The organism is Methylococcus sp. S1M, from assembly GCF_051295855.1.
GTDB lineage: Bacteria > Pseudomonadota > Gammaproteobacteria > Methylococcales > Methylococcaceae > Methylococcus > Methylococcus capsulatus.
Window position 1 is genome coordinate 576,201 of sequence record NZ_JBPDXO010000001.1, and the last position, 20,121, is coordinate 596,321.

A 20,121-nucleotide genomic window follows, 5' to 3' on the forward strand; every position below is an offset into this window, starting at 1 on the left:
CGTCTTCTGCACTTACGCCCACTAAGACTCTATCGCCCCAAGGCCAGAAATTTCCTGAAGACACACCGAATGCGGGGACGGTGAACATCCTCTATCCAGAGGTGCCCGGGAGTCTTGGCTCGACGGCCCGGCCGCGCTCAGGCTGGTGCACCTTCCATTCATCTGCAAAGGACGTTGAAACTGGTCTTCGCCCTGATATCCGATCCTGAACCGGCTGGGGGTGTATGGCACTGCGACGCCGATCCGTTCGTTAGCGGGCGGATGGGACATTTGATTGATGTCGAAGGGCGCGTCCGCTTGACGTGGCCCTTTTGCCGTAGAACAGGATTGCGCCCCTGGTCATTTGGGAGCGTCATTATCGATCGTTATGTTCATCGTGCCGGCCCAAACTCCCCAAAATACAACTGAATTGGTTTTTTTTAGAGCGCGAAACGAACTTCGGTTCCTTTTTACCAAACCGAACAGTTTTAATTTCGCCTTGAATCGACGAAACCTATTCCGTCAACCGTATGGAATCTTACGGTTCTGTTGAGGGGGGTTCCGTTTCCGGAAGACGCTTCCGAACAAAAAGAGGAATGGAATATAAACCACATGTTGACCATGGGAACAGTCTCTGTACAGAGACGGATCCCGTGGTCAGCACCCCAGCCACAACGCCACGAGGCCAGTCCGACCCTTTACGCCGAACTTCCTATAGATGCGGGTAGCGTAGGTATGCACTGTGTTGGGTGTGAGGCCGAGCCGCTCGGCGATCTCAGCCTCGGAGGCGCCGCCGAGCAGCGCACTGAGCAGCCGCCGCTCGGCGGGGGTGAGAGGCTGCGAAGCGATCATGAGACCATGATGGAGAGCGAGCTGCCGGTGGAACCATTTCAGTGCCCGGCCTGCCCGCTCCAGGAGGGCACGCTCGGCTTCTCCGAACAGAGGCGCTTCCGGACTGACGCGCTCGAAGCCGAACCAGGATTCCAGACCGCTGTTGACCGGCGTCGCCATGTAGCAGACATCGCGGATACCGAAAGGCTTGAACAGGCTGCGATAGAACTCGCCGTCGTACCAGCCGGGTGGCACGATTTCGTGCTGGATGCTGACGCGGAAGCGGCCGGCATGACGCAAATTGGCAACGATGCTGGGGTCGATGTCACCCCGTTCGAGACGGCGGCGATGCTCCGCATAGGCCGCATCCCGCTCGGGGTGGGGGTGAAGATAGCGAATGGCGCAGACCCGCCAGCCGTCGATCGGATCGTCCCGGCAGTCCAGGCGCACCGCGCCGAACCAGCATGCCTGCTGGGCGCCGATGATCCCGCACAATGAAGCCATGGCATGGTCGAGCGCCTCATTGACACGGGTCGGGCCGAATTCGGCGAGTCCGTCCCACAGGTCGTGAATCTGCTGTTGTTTCGACGCCATGTGGACCGCCGGGTCGTGGGCCACCGCCCCGGTTCGGAGCCGGCCGGAGGGACGATTTTGACGGACTCAGTGCCGGCAGCCGCAGCCGCCCGCACCGCAGCCATGTCCGGTCGCGGGCTGCGAAGAATGGCTCGATCCGCCGTGCACGGCGGGTGCTGAAAGCTTCTTGATCACCGATTCGGAACCACAGTGCGGACAGACGGGCAAGGGATCGCTGATTTTCTGCATCACGGTGAAATCTCGGCTGCAGGACCGGCAGGCATAGTCGTAGGTAGGCATTCGATGCTTCTCCTTCAGAAGGGTTTCAAACTGGCGAGCAGGACGATGGCGAAAAGAAACAGCACCGGGACTTCGTTGATCCAGCGGTAGAACAAATGGCTGCGCCTGTTGCGGTCTTCGGCGAACGACCGCAGCCATTGCCAGCACAGGACGTGGTAGCCGACCAGCAGTGCCACCAGGACCAGTTTGACATGCAGCCAACCGCTGCCGCCGTAAACTGCCCAGGCATAGTCGGCCAACATCCAGACACCGAACAGGAGGGTCAGAAGCATCGCCGGCGTCATGATTCCCCAGAACAGTTTTCTTTCCATGATCTTGAACCGGGCGATACCCACCGCATCGGAGGTCATGGTGTGGTAGACGAACAAGCGCGGCAGATAGAACAGACCGGCGAACCACGTCACCATGAAGATCAGGTGAAAAGCTTTCAGCCACATGCGCTCATCCCTCCCGGAGCAGCTTGTCTATCGTTCCCCGCAGTTCGCGGAAATCCGGTTTGCCGAGGTACGTCGCGACGATCGCACCATCGCCGTCCAGCAGGTAGCAGTTCGGCACCAGTTCGACCCCGAGCGCGCCTGCCAGTTGGCCCAGGGGATCGAGCGCGACAGGAAACGGCCAGCCTTCCTTCCCAGCCAGAGATACGACGCGGCTGGGCACATCATACGGCATCGCCACAGCCGCCATCCGCAGCCCTTGCCCTTGGTAATCCCGAAACAGCGCAGCGAGCTCCGGCATTTCTTCCAGGCAACTTCGGCAATTGCTGGCCCAGAACGCCAGCAGCACGGGACGGCCGCGCCACTCCTCGAGATTCACCCTTTGCCCCTCGATGGTGGTGAACCCCAGGGCCGGCGACAGGTTTTTCCTCTCGAAAGGCCCGCAGCCGAACCAGATTACCGGTACCAGCAGACCTGCGACGGCGAGGAACCGGACGAACCGCACCCGTGTGCTCCCGCCTCGGCGGAGGGAGTCGGTCTTCAGGCCTCGACCTGCTGGATGCCGTCCAGGAACCAGGTAGGCTGGCGGCTCGAACGCGATCGCACGAAATGCCAGACCTCGTGAACCACGGCCGCTTCTTCGACCGGCGCCTCGCGCAGCGTGACGTCGAACAGCACGGCGACCTCACGCTCGTCGCCCCGGTCCCTGACCTCCAGGATTTCCGCATCGACCCGCAGCAGCTCGGTGCTGTGACGCTCGGCCGACGCCCGCAACTGGTCTTGCAGTTCGGCAAACACCTTATCGGTCGTGAGCGCCCGCAAGGTCCCCAGATCGCGCTCGTCCCAGGCAGCCTGAAGCTGGCGGTAGGCAGCCTTGGCGCCGTTCAGAAATCCGGTTGCGTCGAAATCGGCCGGCTGGGATCGCGCCGGCTGCGCGCCTCCCCGGCGGGACAGCAAATCGGTGTCAAAAGCGGGACGTCCCGAAACCGGGTTCGCGCCGCCGGGGTTTTCCGAATGCGGGTAATAGCCTGCTCCCGCCGCGGGCTGCGGCTGGCTCCCGCGCGCGGCCAGCAGCCGGTAGAGGAAAAAGCCGATCCCCGCGAACAGCAGGAGATCGAGAACATTCAGATGCTCGAAAGCACCGCCGAACAGCATGGTCCCCAGCAGGCCGCCCAGCGCCAAACCGCCGAGCATACCCATCAAACCACCACGGCGGGCATAGGCCTCACGCGCCGCCTGGTTGCGCTGGCTCGCGGCAGTGGCCGGCTGGCTGGGCTGGTACGCCGGCCGCTGTGTTTGCGAGAAGGTGTTGCCACCGGTCGAACGCCGATACGGTTCGCTGTACGAAGGCCGACTCCCGAAGGAGCTTCCCCCGCCCAGTCGTTTGGCGAACGCTTCGTGCATGCCGGAGAACAGCAGCGCCGCTACGAGCACGGAGTTCAGTGCGAATCCAAGAATTTTTTTCATACGGCCCTCAAGCCTCAAACTCGTCGCTGGTGTTATAGGGGAAGCACTGGCCAATTACAACTCCCCCATCTCGGCTCCGGACTTTTCCACGCGCGTAACCTGTCACGATCAGCCTGTCCGCCGCCAGCGGCCGACACATCAACGAGCGCACAGGTGCCGAGTCGATGCGAGTCCGCACATAAGCCGTCCCTCGTCGCCGCCCTCCTTGCGACCGGGTCCGGCACCGTTTCGGCCACCCCCCCTCCGGCGACGAAATCACGAAGATCAAACGGTTCATCATCATCCATCAGGAGAATCACAGCTTCGACGACCTGTACGGCGGCCGGCTCTCCGCGGCCGGCGGGAGCTGGGCCTGGTATGCGGACGGCTGGTCCAACGCCGCCGGCGACATCGGGGCGCCCGGCTGGACCAACGGACTCGGACCGAATCACGCGGACCCGCATCCCTCCAGGGTTCGACTTTCCCGAACTGCCCGGACACGGGGTTCCAGTTCCACCACCAGCCGTTCAACTACTTCGCTGATTTCGGCACTCAGACCAAGAGCGGCCTGAAAAACCGCAAGAAGCACCTGCGTGATGAAATCGAGTTCATCAAGCTGGCACAGACTTCGAAGAAGGAATGCAAGCTGAAATCGGTGAGCTTCGTCAAACCCATCGGAGAAGGCAACGAGCATCCGGGCCATTCCAGCGAGCCCGTCGGCAGTGACCATGGACCCCATGACGACTCCGGAAAAACGCTACCGGCTGACTCCACTCGCCGAGCGGGATATGCAGGTCAATGACCTCTTTTCGGTCTTCGAGGCTGCGGCGGCGACAACCGCCCACCGACATCCCTGAATTCTGCCGGCCGCGCGGCCGGCAGACACCGATTTCTGCTCAATCCAGCGGTTCGAAGAAGCTCTTGTCCACGCCGCACTCCGGACAACCCCAGCCTTCCGGAATGTCCTCGAAAAGGGTACCGGGTGGAAGACCCGCATCCGGATCGCCTTCGGTTTCGTCGTAGATGTAGCCGCAGGCGGAACATTGGTATTTGTGATATTCGACCATGGCATCTCCTTGTCGGTTTGAAATTCGAAAGACTCAGCCGGCGGATACGAGCATCCCACTGTGGCGCAGCAAAGCCTCGATGTCCGGTTCGCGGCCGCGGAAGGCGATGAAAGACTCCAGGGCACTCCGACGTCCGCCCTGTTCCAGCACGTTGCTCAGGAAAGCATGGCCGGTCTCCGGATCGAAGATGCCACGCTCCTCGAACAGCGAAAAGGCATCGCTCGACAGGACTTCCGCCCACTTGTAACTGTAATAGCCGGCCGCATAGCCGCCGCCGAAGATGTGCTGAAAACTGTGGGGAAAGCGGTTGTACGCCGGAGGCGGCATGACCGATACTCGTCGCCGCACATCCTCGAGGATTTCATAGACGCGCCCGCCTCGGGCTGGATCGTATTCGTGATGAATGCGGAAATCCAGCAGGGCGAACTCCAGTTGACGGACCGTCTGCATGCCGGCCTGGAAGTTTTTCGCCGCCAACATCCGGGCCAGCAGTTCGTCCGGCAGAGGCTCGCCGGTCCGGTAATGGCCGGAGATCAGGGCCAGCGCCTCGCGCTCCCAGCAGAAGTTCTCCATGAACTGGCTCGGCAGTTCTACCGCATCCCATTCCACGCCGCGGATTCCCGACACACCGAGATGTTCGACCTTGGTGAGCAGATGGTGCAAGCCGTGGCCGAATTCATGGAACAGCGTCACCACGTCGTCGTGCCGCAGCAGCGCCGGCTCGTCACCCGCGGGCGGCGTGAAATTACAGGTCAGATAGGCGACCGGCGTCTGAATGGCGCCGCCGACACGGCGCCGGCTGATGCATTCGTCCATCCAGGCGCCGCTGCGCTTGCCGGGGCGTGCATAGAGATCCAGATAGAAGCCGCCCCGCCGTTCGCCGGTCCGGTCGAATATCTCGTAATAGCGGACGTCCGGATGCCAGACGTCGATGTCTTCGCGCCGCCTGATTTCCAGGCCGTACAGCCGCTGCACCACCGCGAACAGACCGGAAACCGCGCGCTCTGCAGGAAAATAGGCTTTTACCTCCTCCTCCGAAAACGCGTATTTGTGCTCGCGGAGCTTTTCGGAATAGTACGCCACGTCCCAGGCCTGCAACTCGTCGAGCCCGTAGTTCTCGCATGCAAATGCCTTCAACTCCTCCAGGTCGCAGCGGGCGACGGGTAGCGCCTTTTCCGCCAGATCATTCAGAAAACCCAGCACCTGTTCGGGACTCTCCGCCATCTTGGTGGCCAGAGATAGCTCGGCATAATTGGCAAAACCCAGGAGCCTCGCCTCTTCGTGACGCAGAGCCAGGATCTTCTCCATCACTTCGCCGTTGTCCCAACGCCCGCCGTGGGGGCCGGTTTCGGACGCGCGGGTCACGTAGGCCCGATAGAACTCCTCCCGCAGCCCCCTGTCATCGGCATGAGTCATGATGGCGACATAGGAAGGGAAAGCGAGACCGAACACCCAGCCGCTCTTGCCTTCGGCTTCCGCGGCCTGGCGGGCCACCGCCCGGTCGGTTTCAGGCAGTCCTGCCAAGAGTGCCTCGTCGTCGATATGCCGCGTCCAGCCCTGGGTGGCATCGAGCACGTTGTCCGAAAACCGGCTGCCCAAGCGCGACAACTCCTGGGCGATTTCCTTGAAACGCGCCCTCTGCTCCCCTTCCAGGGCCACACCGGATAGGCGGAAGTCGCGCAGCGCATTGTCGACGATCTTGCGCTGGGCGGTGTCCAGCCGGGCGTACTCGATGCCTTCGGCGATTTCCCGGAAAGCGGCGTACAGCCCCGCATTCTGGCCCATCTCGGTGGCATATTCGCTCAAGAGCGGCAGAGCGGCGTTGTAGGCATCCCTCAACGCCTCGCTGTTCATCACGGCGTTCAGATGAGCGACCGGCGACCAGGCCTTGTTCAGTCGGTCGTCGAGATCGTCCAGGGGTTCCACCAGCCCGGCCCAGGTATAGGGCCCACCGCGTTGGAGCAAGGCGTCCACCGCGGCCCGGCTTTCGGCCAGGATTTGTCGGACCGCCGGCAACACATGGCTCGCTTCGATGCGCGAGAACGGCGGTAGTTCGTGGTCCTCCAGCAAAGGGTTGGTCATCGCATTACCTCGAATCCGGTTTGTATCCTGCAAACCGCAAGGACGGCGGCCAGGCCCCGGCCGCGAACCCCTGCCGGGTTCGTGGAAAAAGGAAAGGAAAAATATATCAGGAAACCTGGCCGGAATCTCGCCGCCCACGCGATGGTTCGAGGCTTCCCTGCCACGAACCCTCCAGGAGGCGCGGGCCGGCTCCCTCCCGCCGGGCGGAGGAGGCAGGAGGGCCTGAGGCAGGACGGTTCAGAGCAAGGGCACGATCAAGAGAGCGACGATATTGATGATCTTGATCATCGGATTCACGGCGGGGCCTGCGGTATCCTTGTAGGGATCGCCGACGGTGTCGCCAGTGATCGCCGCCTTGTGCGCCTCCGATCCCTTGCCCCCGAAGTTGCCGTCCTCGATGTGCTTCTTGGCATTGTCCCAGGCGCCGCCGCCGGTCGTCATCGAGATGGCGACGAACAAGCCCGTGATGATGGTGCCGATCAACAGGCCGCCCAGCGCTTCCTTGCCGAGCAGCAGCCCCACGAGGACCGGAATTGCGACCGGCAGCAAGGACGGCACGACCATTTCCTTGATCGCCGCCTGAGTCAGCATATCAACCGCCTTCGAGTAATCGGGCTTGGCGGTGTACTCCATGATGCCCGGTATCTCCCGAAACTGCCGCCGCACTTCATTGACGATGCCGCCGGCAGCCCGTCCCACGGCTTCCATGGCCAACGCCCCGAACATATAGGGCACCATACCACCGATGAAGAGGCCGATGATGACCATGTGGTTCGACAGATCGAAATTGACGTTGCCGCCGAGGTTGTGCGTGTAATCGGCGAACAGCACCAGTGCCGCCAGTCCGGCCGAGCCGATCGCATAACCCTTGGTCACCGCCTTGGTGGTGTTACCCACGGCATCCAGCGGATCGGTGACCGCGCGGACCGAATCGGGCAGTTCCGCCATTTCGGCGATGCCGCCGGCATTGTCGGTGATCGGGCCGTAAGCGTCGAGGGCGACGATCATCCCGGTCAAGGACAGCATCGCGGTGGCTGCCACTGCGATGCCGTACAGGCCAGCCAGTTCATAGGCACCCCAGATGCTGGCACAGACTGCCAGCACCGGCGCCGCAGTCGCCTTCATCGACACGCCCAGACCGGCGATGATGTTGGTGCCGTGACCGGTGGTGGAGGCTTCGGCGATGTGACGCACCGGGGCGAATTCCGTCGCCGTGTAATACTCGGTGATCACCACCATCAGCCCGGTCAGACCCAGCCCGATCAGGGCAGAGAAGAATATGCCGATCCAGGACACGTCGATGCCGCCGAGGCTGACGCCGCCGCCGAACATGAAGCCGGTGATCGGCAGGAAAGCCGCGGCCGCGAGCCCTCCCGATACGATCACGCCCTTGTACAGCCCGCTCATGATCTTCTTGCCCGGAGTGATCCGGACGAAGAAGGTCCCGATGATGGAGGCGACGATGGAAATGCCGCCCAGCACCAAGGGATACACGGTGGCAGCCTCGCTGCCCCCGGTCAGGAGCCCTCCCAGCAGCATGGTGGCGACGATGGTCACGGCGTAGGTTTCGAACAGATCGGCCGCCATACCCGCGCAGTCGCCGACGTTGTCCCCCACGTTGTCGGCGATCACGGCCGGGTTGCGCGGGTCGTCCTCGGGAATCCCCGCCTCGACCTTGCCGACCAGATCGGCCCCCACGTCCGCCCCTTTGGTGAAGATGCCGCCGCCCAAGCGGGCGAAAATCGAGATCAGCGAACCACCGAACGCCAGCCCCACCAGGGCATGGAGGGGATCGGTCGCGCCGACCGATTTGAGGAGCGCGTAGTACCCGGCTACGCCGAGCAGCCCCAGCCCCACCACCAGCATGCCGGTGATGGCACCGCCCCGGAACGCGGTCGAAAACGCCTCGTCCATCCCCGTGATGGCGGCCTGGGCGGTACGGGAATTGGCACGCACCGAGATATTCATGCCGATGTACCCCGCCGCGCCGGACAGCGCGGCGCCGATCACAAAACCGAAGGCGATCGACCATCCCAGGAAAGCCCCGATGACGAAGAACAACAGCCAGCCGACGATCCCGATGGTACGGTACTGGCGGTTGAGATAGGCCTGGGCACCCTGCTGGATCGCCGTGGCGATGTCGACCATCCGCTCGTTGCCAGCGGGCTGGGCATTGACCCAGCCGATGGACAGGATGCCGTAGAGCAGCGCGGACAACGCAGCGGTGAACGCAAACGCCGTTCCCCAGTCGACCAGCAGGCCGAGCGCCAGAAATTCCGCGAGCCCGGCCAAGGTGATCGCCTTGGTCCGCGGATTGCGCATCAGACAACACAGCCCCTCCCGGGCGCAGGACAGAACCGAGCAAGCCATAGCGATACTCCTCGAACGTTGTTGTTGGTGTTACGGATTTGAGTGAGGAACTCAGACGCTGAACGAAGCGGCCAGTTTTTTCGGGACGGCGACATTGCACAATGTCACATAATCCGGCAAACCGCCGGCATAGGGAGGGTAGTCCTCGCCCTCGATCAGAGGCCGGAGGTACCGGCGGCAGGCCTCGGTGATGCCGAAACCGTCGGCGCTGATGAATTCGAGGGGCATTTTCTTTTCGACGTTGGCCACCTCCGCCAGACTGGCGGCCGTGATTTCCCAACGGTAAGGCGAATCCGAGGTACGCACGATGGCCGGCATCACGGCGCTGAGCCCTTTCAGAGCCATCTCGACGCCCGCCTTCCCCACCGCATAGGCCTGCTCGGCATCCGTGCGGGAGGCGATGTGCCGGGCCGCGCGCTGCAGGTAATCGGCGACGGCCCAGTGGTATTTGTAACCCAGGCGCTCCTTGATCAGGTCGGCGATGACCGGCGCCACGCCACCGAGCCGAGCATGCCCGAACACGTCCCGGCTGCCGGATTCGGCGACGAACCTGCCATCCGCGCCCCTAATGCCCTCCGACACCACGACCGAACAATAGCCATGTGACCGGACCTTTTCGTCCACCGCCCGGAGAAACCGTTCCGGGTCGAACACCTGTTCGGGAAACAAGATGACCAGAGCCAGCTCATGCCGCTCGTCACTCGCCAGACCGCCGGCGGCGGCGATCCAGCCCGCGTGGCGGCCCATGACTTCCAGCACGAAGATGCAGGTGGAAGTCGCAGCCATGGAGCGCACGTCGAAACTCGCCTCGCGCACCGATACCGCTATGTACTTGGCGACCGAACCGAACCCCGGACAGCAGTCGGTGATCGGCAGGTCGTTGTCCACCGTCTTCGGAATATGGACGGCCTGCAACGGATAACCCAATTTCTCGGAAAGCTGGGAGACTTTCAGACAGGTATCGGCGGAATCCCCGCCGCCGTTGTAGAAGAAATAGCCGATGTCGTGGGCGCGGAAGACCTCGATCAACCGTTCGTACTGGGCCCGGTTCTCCTCCAGCCCTTTGAGCTTGTAGCGGCAGGAACCGAACGCCCCGGAGGGAGTATGGCGCAATGCGGCGATGGCTTCGGCGCTCTCCTGCCCGGTATCGATCAGGTCCTCGGTCAGCGCACCGACGATGCCGTTACGCCCGGCGTAAACCGTGCCGATACGGTCGGGATACTGCCGGGCGGTCTCCAGCACGCCGCAGGCCGATGCATTGATAACGGCGGTCACACCGCCGGACTGGGCATAGAAAGCATTCCGCGCCGCCATGAACCGCCTCCCCTTTGAGTATCGTTGGCTGGCGCCTAACTTAGAACAAACGCCCCCTCCGTTACAACAAGTTTCGACCCGCACGTCTCGGCCCGGATGCGCGCGAAAACAGTTGAATCGAACCCACGACCCGGCTACGCTAACGCCCGGGGCATATCGGCCTCTTGTCGATCAACATGTTCGAATCATCCACCTTTCCTGACCGCCGGTTTTGCCGGACGGCCGATTGACGGACTGACTCGTGTCCGACGAATATCCTGGTTCATGCCTCTGGCCTGAACTTTTCTCACTCCCGCGCAGCCCAGTCACTTCGCACGCACTCCGCCGGTCTGCCGGGGAGCGCCACCCGGGCGCTCCTCTCCAACCCGCCCGGGAGGCTCTGCCATTGTTCCACTACCCGCTACCCTAAAGTGATCCAGATCGGATTGGTCCTGTTCCTCATCTTCGTCAATGGTCTGTTCGCGATGTCCGAAATGGCCATCGTCTCCGCCCGGCGTTCCCGGTTGCAGCAGCGAGCCGACAAGGGAGGCACCGGCGAACTCCAGGCCCTCGAACTGGCGGCGCAGCCCTCGCGGTTCCTCTCCACGGTTCAGGTCGGTATCACCACGATCGGGGTGCTCAACGGCGCGCTGGGCGAGGCGTCGGTGTCCAGCCAGCTCGAGCCGATCTTGCTCACGCTGCCGGAACTGGCACCCTACGCCCATGAGATCAGCCTCACGGTCACCGTTTTCGCGATCACCTATCTGTCCCTGATCATCGGCGAACTGGTGCCCAAACGGCTGGCTCTGCTCCACGCCGAAGCCATTGCGGCGGCCGTGGCACGGCCTATGCATCTCCTCTCCCTCATCGCCCTCCCCCTGGTCAAACTCCTCAGCGTCTCCACCGACATCGTGCTGCGGCTGCTGGGCGCGCGGCCGGTCCGACAGCCCTCGGTCACGGAAGAGGAAATCAAGCTACTGCTCCAGCAGGGCACGCTGGAAGGAGTGTTCGAGGAAGTCGAGCAGAAACTGGTGGAAAACATTCTGCGACTGGACAGCCGCAAGGTCGGCGCGATCATGACCCCGCGCAAGGACGTGGTCTACCTGGACGTCACCAAGTCCTACGAAGCGAACCGCGGCATCCTGACCGACCATCCGCACTGGATCATCCCGCTATGCCGGGGTGGCGTGGACAATGTCCTCGGTTTCGTGAAAACCAAGGACGTCCTGAACCGGCTGCTGGCCGGCGAAAAGCCGGAGCTGGCGGAACTGGTGACCCGGGCGCTGTTCGTCCCCAACTCGCTGTCCCTGATGCAGCTGCTCGAACATTTCAAGCGGTCGCACCTGCAGACGGCGCTGGTGGTGGACGAGTACGGCGAATTGACCGGCCTGGTGACGCTGACGGACGTGCTGGAAGCGATCGTCGGCGCCATCGCCTCCGAAACCGCCGAGGAAGAACCGCAGGTCTCGCAGCGCGAAGACGGCTCCTGGCTGATCGACGGCATGCTCGACATCGAGCGCTTCAAACAGCTCTTCGACCTCGATGCCCTGCCAGAAGAAGAGACCGGCAATTTCCACACCATGGCCGGTTTCGTCATGCTGAGACTGGGCAACGTGCCGAAGGTGACCGACAGCTTCGAATTCCAGGATCTACGGTTCGAGGTCGTGGACATGGATCGCAACCGGGTCGACAAGATCCTGGTCACGCGGTTGCCGCCAGCGGCCGGATAGTCCGATCAGCGCTCAGGCGGCCGGCGTGCCGCCGTGGAACACGAGTTGCGACAGGAATTCGTCGCCCTGTTCGATGCATTCGATGCGGGTGATGCCCGCGTTGGCCACCTTGATGTGGAACAGGTTGGCGAGCGGCACGTCGAGCACGTGCGCGATCACCATGCGGATCGTGCCGGCATGACAGACGACCAGGACGTGCTTGCCGAGGTGCCGTTCCAGCATTTCCTTCCAGGCCGAGATGACGCGGCTGCGGAAATCTCCCAGGCCTTCGGCATTTTCCGGACGGTGGTTGAGGGGATCCCGATAAAAGCGCTGCAGCACGCCGGGATCGTATTCAGTGGTGATTTCTTCCCGGGTCTTGCCTTGCCAAGCGCCGAAACCGAGCTCCTTGAAGCGCGGCTCGATTTCCAGCGGTCGTCGATGGCGTTCGGCGAATGCCTCCGCAAACGCCTGGCAACGCAACAGTGGGGAGGTGACGATCACGTCCCACGGGCAATGCCGCCCCACCGCTCGCCACATCTGCTCCCAGCCCACGGCGCTCAACGGGTCGTCGATCTGTCCCCGATAGCGGCTGCCGCCGGCCGGCTCGCCGTGGCGCATCAGATCAACCAGGGTATTGCAGCTTTCGCCGGCCATCAGCTCCCCTGCAGAGCCGCCAGGCGGACCCGCGCTTCGGCCACGGCCCGTTTCACGCAGTCCGGTGCGGTGCCGCCCGGGTGCGAACGCGCCGCCACCGAACCCTCCAGCGTCAGGACCTGGTAAACGTCCGGCCCGATGACGCTGGACAGGGATCGAAGCTCTTCCAGCGGAATATCCGCCAGGTCGCGGCTGCTCTCCATCCCCAAGCGGACGGCCTTGCCCACGATTTCATGGGCGTCGCGGAAGGGCGTCCCGCGCCGGACCAGGTAGTCGGCCAGGTCGGTGGCGGTCGCATAGCCCTTGCGGGCCGATGCGTACATGGCAGACCGGTTTGGCCGCACGTGCGGCATCATGTCGGCAAAGGCGCGAAGGCAGCCGGACAGGGTGTCGACCGTATCGAACAGCGGCTCCTTGTCCTCTTGGTTGTCCTTGTTGTAGGCGAGCGGCTGGCTCTTCATCAGGGTCAGCAGCGCGAATAAATGGCCGAATACCCGTGCGCTCTTGCCGCGGATGAGTTCGGGCACGTCGGGGTTTTTCTTCTGCGGCATGATCGAGGAGCCGGTGCAGAAAGCGTCGGGCAGATCGATGAAACCGAATTGAGCCGAGGTCCAGAGGATCAGCTCCTCCGAAAAACGTGAGAGATGCATCAGCACCAGACTGGCACAGGCCGCGAACTCGATGGCGAAATCGCGATCGCTGACGGCGTCCAGCGAATTCGCCGCCGGCCCGGAGAAGTCCAGCAGCGCCGCCGTGTAATCGCGGTCCAGCGGGAAACTGGAGCCAGCCAGGGCCGCGGCCCCCAGCGGCATGACGTTGACCCGCTTGCGGCAATCGCGCAGGCGGTCGTAATCGCGCGACAGCATTTCGTACCACGCCATCATGTGGTGGCCGAAAGTGACCGGCTGCGCCACCTGGAGATGAGTGAAACCCGGCATGATGGTGGCGGCCTCGCGCTCGGCCAGATCCACCAGCGCGGTCTGCAGCCGCAGGATCATTCCGCAGATACGGTCGATCTCGGTGCGCAAGTACAGGCGCACGTCGGTGGCGACCTGGTCGTTGCGGGAACGCCCGGTATGCAGCTTCTTGCCGGCCTCGCCGATCCGCTGGGTCAGACGGGCCTCGATGTTCATGTGCACATCTTCCAGGCTCACCTCCCACGGAAACTGGCCGGCCTCGATTTCCGCGCCGATGGCTTCAAGGCCACTGACGATCGCCTGCAGTTCCTCACGGGTGAGAAGCCCCAGCCGCTCCAGCATCGTAGCATGCGCGATCGAACCCCGGATGTCGTGGGAAGCCAGCCGCTTGTCGAAATCCACCGATGCAGTGAAGGCCTCGACGAAGGCATCGGTCGCCTCCTCGAATCGCCCACCCCAAAGCTTTTGCTGGATACTCATTGCATCTTCCACTGCGAGGTTCAAAGCAGCCCATTATAAACCCAACGCCGCCGGAGCTTCGCCCATCCCCGCCGCTTGTAGTAGCATTTATGTCCATGAGCGGCAACCACGAGCTCGCCTGATACCATAATAAGGAAACCATGCCACAATCGACCGACCTTCCCGCCTGGCGGACTCTTTCCGAACACTTCAAGACCATTGCCCCCCGCCATATGCGCGACATGTTCGCCGACGATCCGGGGCGTTTCGAGGCCTTTTCCGTCCAGCTGGGCGATCTGCTGTTCGACTACTCCAAGAACCGGATCACCCGGGAAACCGTCGCGACGCTGATCCAGCTCGCCGAGGAGGCCGGTCTGCGTGAAAAGATCGATGCCATGTTTCGGGGCGAACGGCTCAACGTCACGGAGAACCGTGCGGTGCTTCATGTCGCCCTGCGCAATCGCTCCAACCGTCCGATTCGGGTCGACGGCAAAGACGTCATGCCGGAGGTCAACCGCGTTCTCGACCGCATGCGCCGCTTCTCTCAGTCGGTCCGCACGGGAGAATGGCGCGGCGCGACCGGCAAGGCCATCACCGATGTGGTCAACATCGGCATCGGCGGGTCCGACCTGGGCCCGAAGATGGTGGTCAAGGCACTGCAGCCTTACGCAGACCCGCGGCTGCGCGCACACTTCGTCTCCAACGTCGACGAATCCGACCTGGTCGAGATCCTCAGGCCGCTGAATCCGGAAACCACGCTGTTCGTCGTCGCCTCCAAGACTTTCACGACCCAGGAGACCATGACCAACGGCCGTTCGGCCCGCGCCTGGTTCCTGGAACGCATTTCGGACGAATCCGCCATCGCCCGTCACTTCGTCGCTATTTCGACCAACCGGAACAAGGTCGCCGAATTCGGCATCGATCCCCGCAACATGTTCGAATTCTGGGACTGGGTAGGTGGGCGCTATTCGCTGTGGTCGGCCATCGGCCTCCCCATCGCGCTGAGCGTTGGCATGGACCGCTTCGAGGAACTGCTCGAAGGCGCCCATTTCGTCGATGAGCATTTCCGCACCGCCCCGTTCGAACGCAACATCCCGGTGCTGATGGGCCTCCTGGGCATTTGGTACATCAATTTCTTCGGCGCCCAGAGCCATGCCGTGCTGCCGTATGATCAGTACCTGGAGGATCTGCCAGCCTATCTTCAGCAGGCCGACATGGAAAGCAACGGCAAAACCGTCGACGTGGAAGGCCGGCCGGTGAACTACTCCACCGGCCCCGTCATCTTCGGCCAGCCCGGCACCAACGGCCAGCATGCTTTCTACCAGTTGCTCCATCAAGGCAGCATGCTGGTGCCCTGTGATTTCCTTGCGGCGGCGGAAAGCCATCACCCTCTGGCCGAACACCACGACATCCTGATCTCCAATTTCCTGGCTCAAACCGAAGCGTTGATGCGGGGACGCACCACGGATGAGGCCAGGCAGGAGATCGCCTCGGAAGAACTGCCCGCCGAACGCCTCGAAGCGCTGGCGGCCGCCAAGACCTTCCCCGGCAACAAACCGACCAACAGCTTCCTGTACCGTCGGCTCGACCCCCATACCCTGGGCATGCTGATCGCCTTGTACGAACACAAGATTTTCACCCAGGGCGTGATCTGGTACATCAACTCCTTCGACCAGATGGGCGTTGAACTCGGCAAACAGCTGGCGAAGACCATTCTGGCCGAACTCCCCGGCGATGCCCCGGTCGCTTCGCACGATGCATCCACCAACGGCCTGATCCGATACTTCAAGTCGCTGCGCTGAGATTTTTTCCGATGGAGGAGCATGCCGGCAGCATGGATGGTGAAAAAGCCGACGAAGGTCTCATCGCGACCCACCTGGTCGTCCTTCCCTGGGATGAAGCCGAACCGGCAAGAGCTTTTTTCGAGGCGATCTCCCTAGACCGCCGTCCCGCATTCTTCCTCCCCGCTCTTCCCGACACAGCGTTGGCCAAACTGGCCGAGGCGCCGCTGGCGGTGACGATCGCCGAACCCGGCGCTCCCGTTCTGCCGTCCCATGTGTACATCCCTCCTTCCGGGAAATATCTGTCCATAGAAAGCGAACGGCTGAGGCTGGATGACGCGCCCGCCTCCGGCCATCCGCTCGATCATTTCCTGCACTGTCTCCCGACGGATCGCCACGGCCGGACGGCGGTCGTGCGCCACCCCGGCGCCTCGAGCCGGGAACACGAGCTCCTGGGCATGATCGAACGCGCCGGCGGCCTGGTATGCGCCGTGGCACCGTTCGAGCCCGGCGCGGACGCGCTGGAATCCGCGGCGGAGACCATTGCGCAAACCGTCGAAAACTGGCTGCGCAGAGAGGAGGGAGACGACTCAGAAACCCTGGCGGCGATTCTCGAACTGGTTCGTAGCCGTTCCGGTGCCGATCTCCGTGCCTACAAAGTCCCGCCACTGCGGCGCCGCATCCAACACCGCATGGGCATCGCCCGCGTCGAAGACACGGCCGGTTACCTGAGACTGCTCGAAAGCAGTGAGGACGAACTGGACCGCCTGGCCGAAGATCTGTTGATCGGGGTCACCGCCTTCTTTCGCGATGCCGAGGCCTTCGCGCTGCTGGAAACCACCGTCGTCCCGGCCATTTGCGGGGAAGGTAGAGCCGACCGACCGGTCCGCTGCTGGATCGCTGGCTGTTCCACCGGCGAGGAGGCCTATTCGATCGCCATTCTCTTGACGGAAGGATTCGAGCGCGCCGGACAACGGCCGCGCCTGCAGATCTTCGCAACCGACGTGGACGCCGAGGCACTGGAATTCGCCCGCCATGGTCTGTATTCCGAAGCGGCTCTGGCGGGCGTCTCCGAAACGCGCCTGGAGCGCTACTTCGTCCGGGAGGGCGAAGCGTACCGCATCTCGAAACAGATCAGGGAATCGATCGTCTTCGCGCTCCATAACCTGATCGGCGACCCGCCGTTTTCCAGGCTCGACCTGGTGGTATGCCGCAACGTCCTGATATACCTGAATGCGACGACTCAGGAGAAGCTGCTCGAAATCTTCCACTTCGTTCTCAACCCCGGCGGCCACCTGTTCCTGGGCAGTTCGGAAAGCCTCGGCGAGGCCGCCCGCCTGTTCGACGAAGTTTCCCAACCCTGGCGGATATTCCGGCGCAATGACGCCGCCGCAGCGGTGCGGCCCAGCCTGCCGCTGTCTGCCCCGGCGACCACGGCGCGCGTCGCAGAAGGACGGATCCTGGCCGCGGATCCCAAGGCGCACGAAATCCAGGAAAGGCTGTTCCGCGAACTGCTCGAACGCCACGCCCCGACCCTGATCATAGCGAATGCACGGCATGAAGTCCTCTACACCAGCGGAAACGTTCAATCCTATCTGGAACTTCCCGCTGGCGAACCCACCCTCGAGCTGTTCAGGCTCGTCAGGCCGCCGTTGCGTACCATGCTGCGCTGCTCGCTGGACCGGTGTGTCAGGGAGAGACGAAAGGTCGCCGCCGTGGCGACGGGCGCCAACCACGCGTTCCCGCTGCCGGAAGCGGTCCGGATCACCGTCACTCCCCTCGCCGACGGCGAGGTCTTCGAGCTGTTTCTGATCGGGCTGGAGGAAGAAACGCCGGGCGATCCGGGCGCGTCCGCGACGGCCAGGACCGGGGACGACGGCTGGCTGTTGCAGCAGCTCGAGCGGGAACTCGCGGCGACCCGCGAGGACCTGCGGCAAACCATCGAGAAAAGCCGCCACGTGAACGACGAACTGCGGGCCTCGAACGAAGAAATCATGGCCATGAACGAGGAACTCCAGTCGGCCAACGAAGAGCTGGAAAGCTCGCGGGAAGAACTGCAGTCGCTCAATGTCGAACTCACTGCCACCAACGCCATGCTCGACGCGAAGGTCGGAGAACTGGAAGCCACCACCAACGACCTCAATAATCTCCTGGTCGGCACCGACCTGGCGATACTCTTCCTCGACTGCGACCTCAACATCCGCCGCTATACACCCGCCTGCAACCGGCTGATGCACCTCATTCCCAGCGACATCGGCCGGCCTTTCGCCGATATCGTCCACCACTTCGAAGACGACGAACTGTTCACCGACGCAACAGACGTGCTCAGGGGCGCAGAGCCGAAGAGCCGGGAGATCCTCGACCAGCAGGGAGCCTGGTATCTCCGCAAGATCCTGCCCTACCGGTCGCGGGACAACTGCTGCGTGGAAGGACTGGTGATCACCTTCGGCGAAGTAACCTCGCTGAAACAGGCGGAACACGAACTGATCGCGCAAGCGGCGGAACTTCGCCAGCAGGCCGAATTGCTGAAGCACGCCCATGTCCTGGCGCGCGATCTCGAAGACCGCATCGTATTCTGGAACAGCTACGCCGAAAAATTCTACGGCTGGACCAAGGACGAGGCACTCGGCCGCACCTCTCACGAATTGCTGAACAGCCGGTTTCCCCTCCCCTTGGCCACGATCCGCCAGAAGGTGCTGGCCGACGGCCATTGGAAAGGCGAACTCACCCATGTCGACCGGCAAGGCAGGGAAAGAACCGTGGCAACCCACTGGGAACTGTACCGGGACGCCGAGGGCGTGCCACGCGCCATCGTCGAAGTCAACAACGACATCACCGAGCGCAACAGCTTCGAGGCCCAGTTGCGGCAAAGCCGCCACTACCTCGATTATCTGGCGTACTACGACCCCCTGACCCAGTTACCCAACCGCTTCAGGTTCCAACAGCGGCTGGAACAGGCCGTCTCGCAGGCGCTGGCAGGCGGCAAACGGCTGGGCCTCCTGTTTCTCGACGTCGACCGATTCAAACTCATCAACGACAGCCTGGGCCACGAGGTGGGCGATAGCGTCCTCCTGGAGATCAGCCGCCGCCTCGAGGAACGGCTGGGTCCAGGGGACACCCTGGCGCGCATCGGCGGCGACGAATTCGCCGTGCTGATGGAAGACCTCGACGACATCGGTTATGCCTCGCGCTTCGCCCTGGCGGCCATCGAGGCCGTCAAGACACCGGTGGTACTGGACCGGCATGAGCTGTTCGTCAGTCTCAGCGGCGGCATCAGCCTGTTTCCCGAAGACTCCCGCGACGCCGACGGCCTGCTCCGCAGCGCCGACGCCGCCATGTTCCTGGCCAAGGAGAAAGGCCGCGGCAATTACGAGTTCTTCACCCCCGACCTCAACCGGCGGGCAAACCGGCTGCTGTCGATCGAAACCCGGTTACGAAAAGCCCTGGAAAACGGGGAACTGGAGCTCGCCTTCCAGCCCCAGATGAGTCTGCAAAGCGGCGCCGTCACCGGCGCCGAAGCGCTGGCACGCTGGAACAGCCGCGAACTGGGACGGGTCCCCGCGGACGAATTCATCCAGGTGGCCGAGGACAGCGGCCTGATCGTCCCGTTGGGCAAATGGGTCATCCGAACGGTCTGCCAGACGATCGCCGGCTGGCAACGGTCCGGCCTGAAGCCGGTCCGCATAGCTGTCAACATCTCTGCGCGCCAGTTCCGCGAGCCGAATTTCGTCCGGCTGGTCGCCGACACTCTCACCGAAACCGCTGTAGATCCGACCTTGCTGGAGCTCGAATTGACGGAGCGGTTGCTCTTGCAGGACGTGGATACGGTCGTAAGGACGCTGCTGGAACTCAAGCGTACCGGCGTAAGTTTTTCCATGGACGATTTCGGCACCGGCTATTCTTCGCTGAGCTATCTGCGCCGTCTGCCCTTGAGCCATCTCAAGGTGGCGCGCGAATTCGTCCCCTGGGGCGCCGACGATTGCAACAATCTTTCGATCTCCCGCGCCATCGTTTCCCTCGCCAAAAGCCTGGAGCTGAGCTGCACCGTCGAAGGCATAGAAACCCAGGCGCAGTTGGACTGCTTCAAGACCCTGGGCTGCGACCAGGCGCAGGGTTATCTGATCAGCCCGCCGTTGCCGCCCGGAGAATTCGAGGATTTCCTCCGCCGCCCCCTGCCATTCAAACCTTGAGTCGAGACCAGGGGGCGAGCCGCGGCGGCTTTG

15 protein-coding genes are annotated in these 20,121 nt (G+C 63.0%); 3 read left to right on the plus strand and 12 right to left on the minus strand.

The annotated features are described in order from the left end of the window. Positions 1-636: 636 nt before the first annotated feature. From ACSHWJ_RS02575 to ACSHWJ_RS02620, 10 genes are all read right to left on the minus strand, one after another. On the minus strand, positions 637-1,404 hold the full coding sequence (locus tag ACSHWJ_RS02575) for a helix-turn-helix domain-containing protein (protein ID WP_010960543.1): 768 nt from the start codon (positions 1,402-1,404) through the stop codon (positions 637-639). Positions 1,405-1,470: 66 nt separating this feature from the next. After that, on the minus strand, positions 1,471-1,683 hold the full coding sequence (locus tag ACSHWJ_RS02580; RefSeq protein ID WP_017365838.1) for an FmdB family zinc ribbon protein: 213 nt from the start codon (positions 1,681-1,683) through the stop codon (positions 1,471-1,473). A gap of 14 nt (positions 1,684-1,697) precedes the next feature. Next, positions 1,698-2,120 carry a protoporphyrinogen oxidase HemJ gene (gene hemJ / locus ACSHWJ_RS02585; protein ID WP_010960541.1) on the minus strand — a complete coding sequence of 141 codons (423 nt, stop codon included), beginning with the start codon at positions 2,118-2,120 and terminating at the stop codon, positions 1,698-1,700. A 4-nt stretch (positions 2,121-2,124) separates the two neighbouring features. Continuing rightward, a complete protein-coding gene (locus tag ACSHWJ_RS02590; protein WP_017365837.1) occupies positions 2,125-2,622 on the minus strand; it encodes a TlpA disulfide reductase family protein in 498 nt (165 codons plus the stop codon). 35 nt (positions 2,623-2,657) lie between these two features. After that, the gene (locus tag ACSHWJ_RS02595) at positions 2,658-3,584 is read right to left on the minus strand and encodes a Tim44 domain-containing protein (protein WP_282213392.1); all 927 of its coding nucleotides are present in this window, start codon (positions 3,582-3,584) and stop codon (positions 2,658-2,660) included. Positions 3,585-4,011: 427 nt separating this feature from the next. Next, positions 4,012-4,302 carry a hypothetical protein gene (locus ACSHWJ_RS02600; RefSeq protein ID WP_041360958.1) on the minus strand — a complete coding sequence of 97 codons (291 nt, stop codon included), beginning with the start codon at positions 4,300-4,302 and terminating at the stop codon, positions 4,012-4,014. Positions 4,303-4,459: 157 nt separating this feature from the next. Then, positions 4,460-4,630, minus strand: a complete 171-nt coding sequence (locus tag ACSHWJ_RS02605) for a rubredoxin (RefSeq protein WP_010960537.1) — start codon at positions 4,628-4,630, stop codon at positions 4,460-4,462. Between the two features lie 33 nt (positions 4,631-4,663). After that, positions 4,664-6,712 carry an oligopeptidase A gene (gene prlC / locus ACSHWJ_RS02610; protein ID WP_432539247.1) on the minus strand — a complete coding sequence of 683 codons (2,049 nt, stop codon included), beginning with the start codon at positions 6,710-6,712 and terminating at the stop codon, positions 4,664-4,666. 237 nt (positions 6,713-6,949) lie between these two features. Continuing rightward, the gene (locus ACSHWJ_RS02615) at positions 6,950-9,082 is read right to left on the minus strand and encodes a sodium-translocating pyrophosphatase (protein ID WP_017365832.1); all 2,133 of its coding nucleotides are present in this window, start codon (positions 9,080-9,082) and stop codon (positions 6,950-6,952) included. Positions 9,083-9,133: 51 nt separating this feature from the next. Continuing rightward, complete coding sequence (locus ACSHWJ_RS02620; protein WP_218801273.1) at positions 9,134-10,396, minus strand: 6-phosphofructokinase; 1,263 nt, start codon at positions 10,394-10,396, stop codon at positions 9,134-9,136. 410 nt (positions 10,397-10,806) lie between these two features. Between ACSHWJ_RS02620 and ACSHWJ_RS02625 the strand changes: the two genes are divergently transcribed. Beyond that, entirely contained in the window at positions 10,807-12,105 is a 1,299-nt protein-coding gene (locus ACSHWJ_RS02625; protein WP_010960533.1) for a hemolysin family protein, read from the plus strand. A gap of 12 nt (positions 12,106-12,117) precedes the next feature. Here ACSHWJ_RS02625 and ACSHWJ_RS02630 read toward each other — a convergent pair whose 3' ends face one another. Both ACSHWJ_RS02630 and argH read right to left on the minus strand, forming a co-directional pair. After that, positions 12,118-12,741: a histidine phosphatase family protein gene (locus ACSHWJ_RS02630; RefSeq protein ID WP_010960532.1), complete on the minus strand. Its 624-nt coding sequence runs from the start codon at positions 12,739-12,741 to the stop codon at positions 12,118-12,120. After that, a complete protein-coding gene (gene argH, locus ACSHWJ_RS02635; RefSeq protein ID WP_017365830.1) occupies positions 12,741-14,138 on the minus strand; it encodes an argininosuccinate lyase in 1,398 nt (465 codons plus the stop codon). Before argH ends, ACSHWJ_RS02630 begins: the two co-directional genes overlap by 1 nt. A 140-nt stretch (positions 14,139-14,278) precedes the next feature. On the opposite strand from argH, the gene pgi reads away from it, so the two are divergent. Both pgi and ACSHWJ_RS02645 read left to right on the plus strand, forming a co-directional pair. Beyond that, positions 14,279-15,919, plus strand: coding sequence for a glucose-6-phosphate isomerase (gene pgi, locus ACSHWJ_RS02640; RefSeq protein ID WP_017365829.1), 1,641 nt, complete (start codon positions 14,279-14,281; stop codon positions 15,917-15,919). 32 nt (positions 15,920-15,951) lie between these two features. After that, positions 15,952-20,088, plus strand: a complete 4,137-nt coding sequence (locus tag ACSHWJ_RS02645; RefSeq protein WP_432539248.1) for an EAL domain-containing protein — start codon at positions 15,952-15,954, stop codon at positions 20,086-20,088. Positions 20,089-20,121 lie beyond the last annotated feature (33 nt).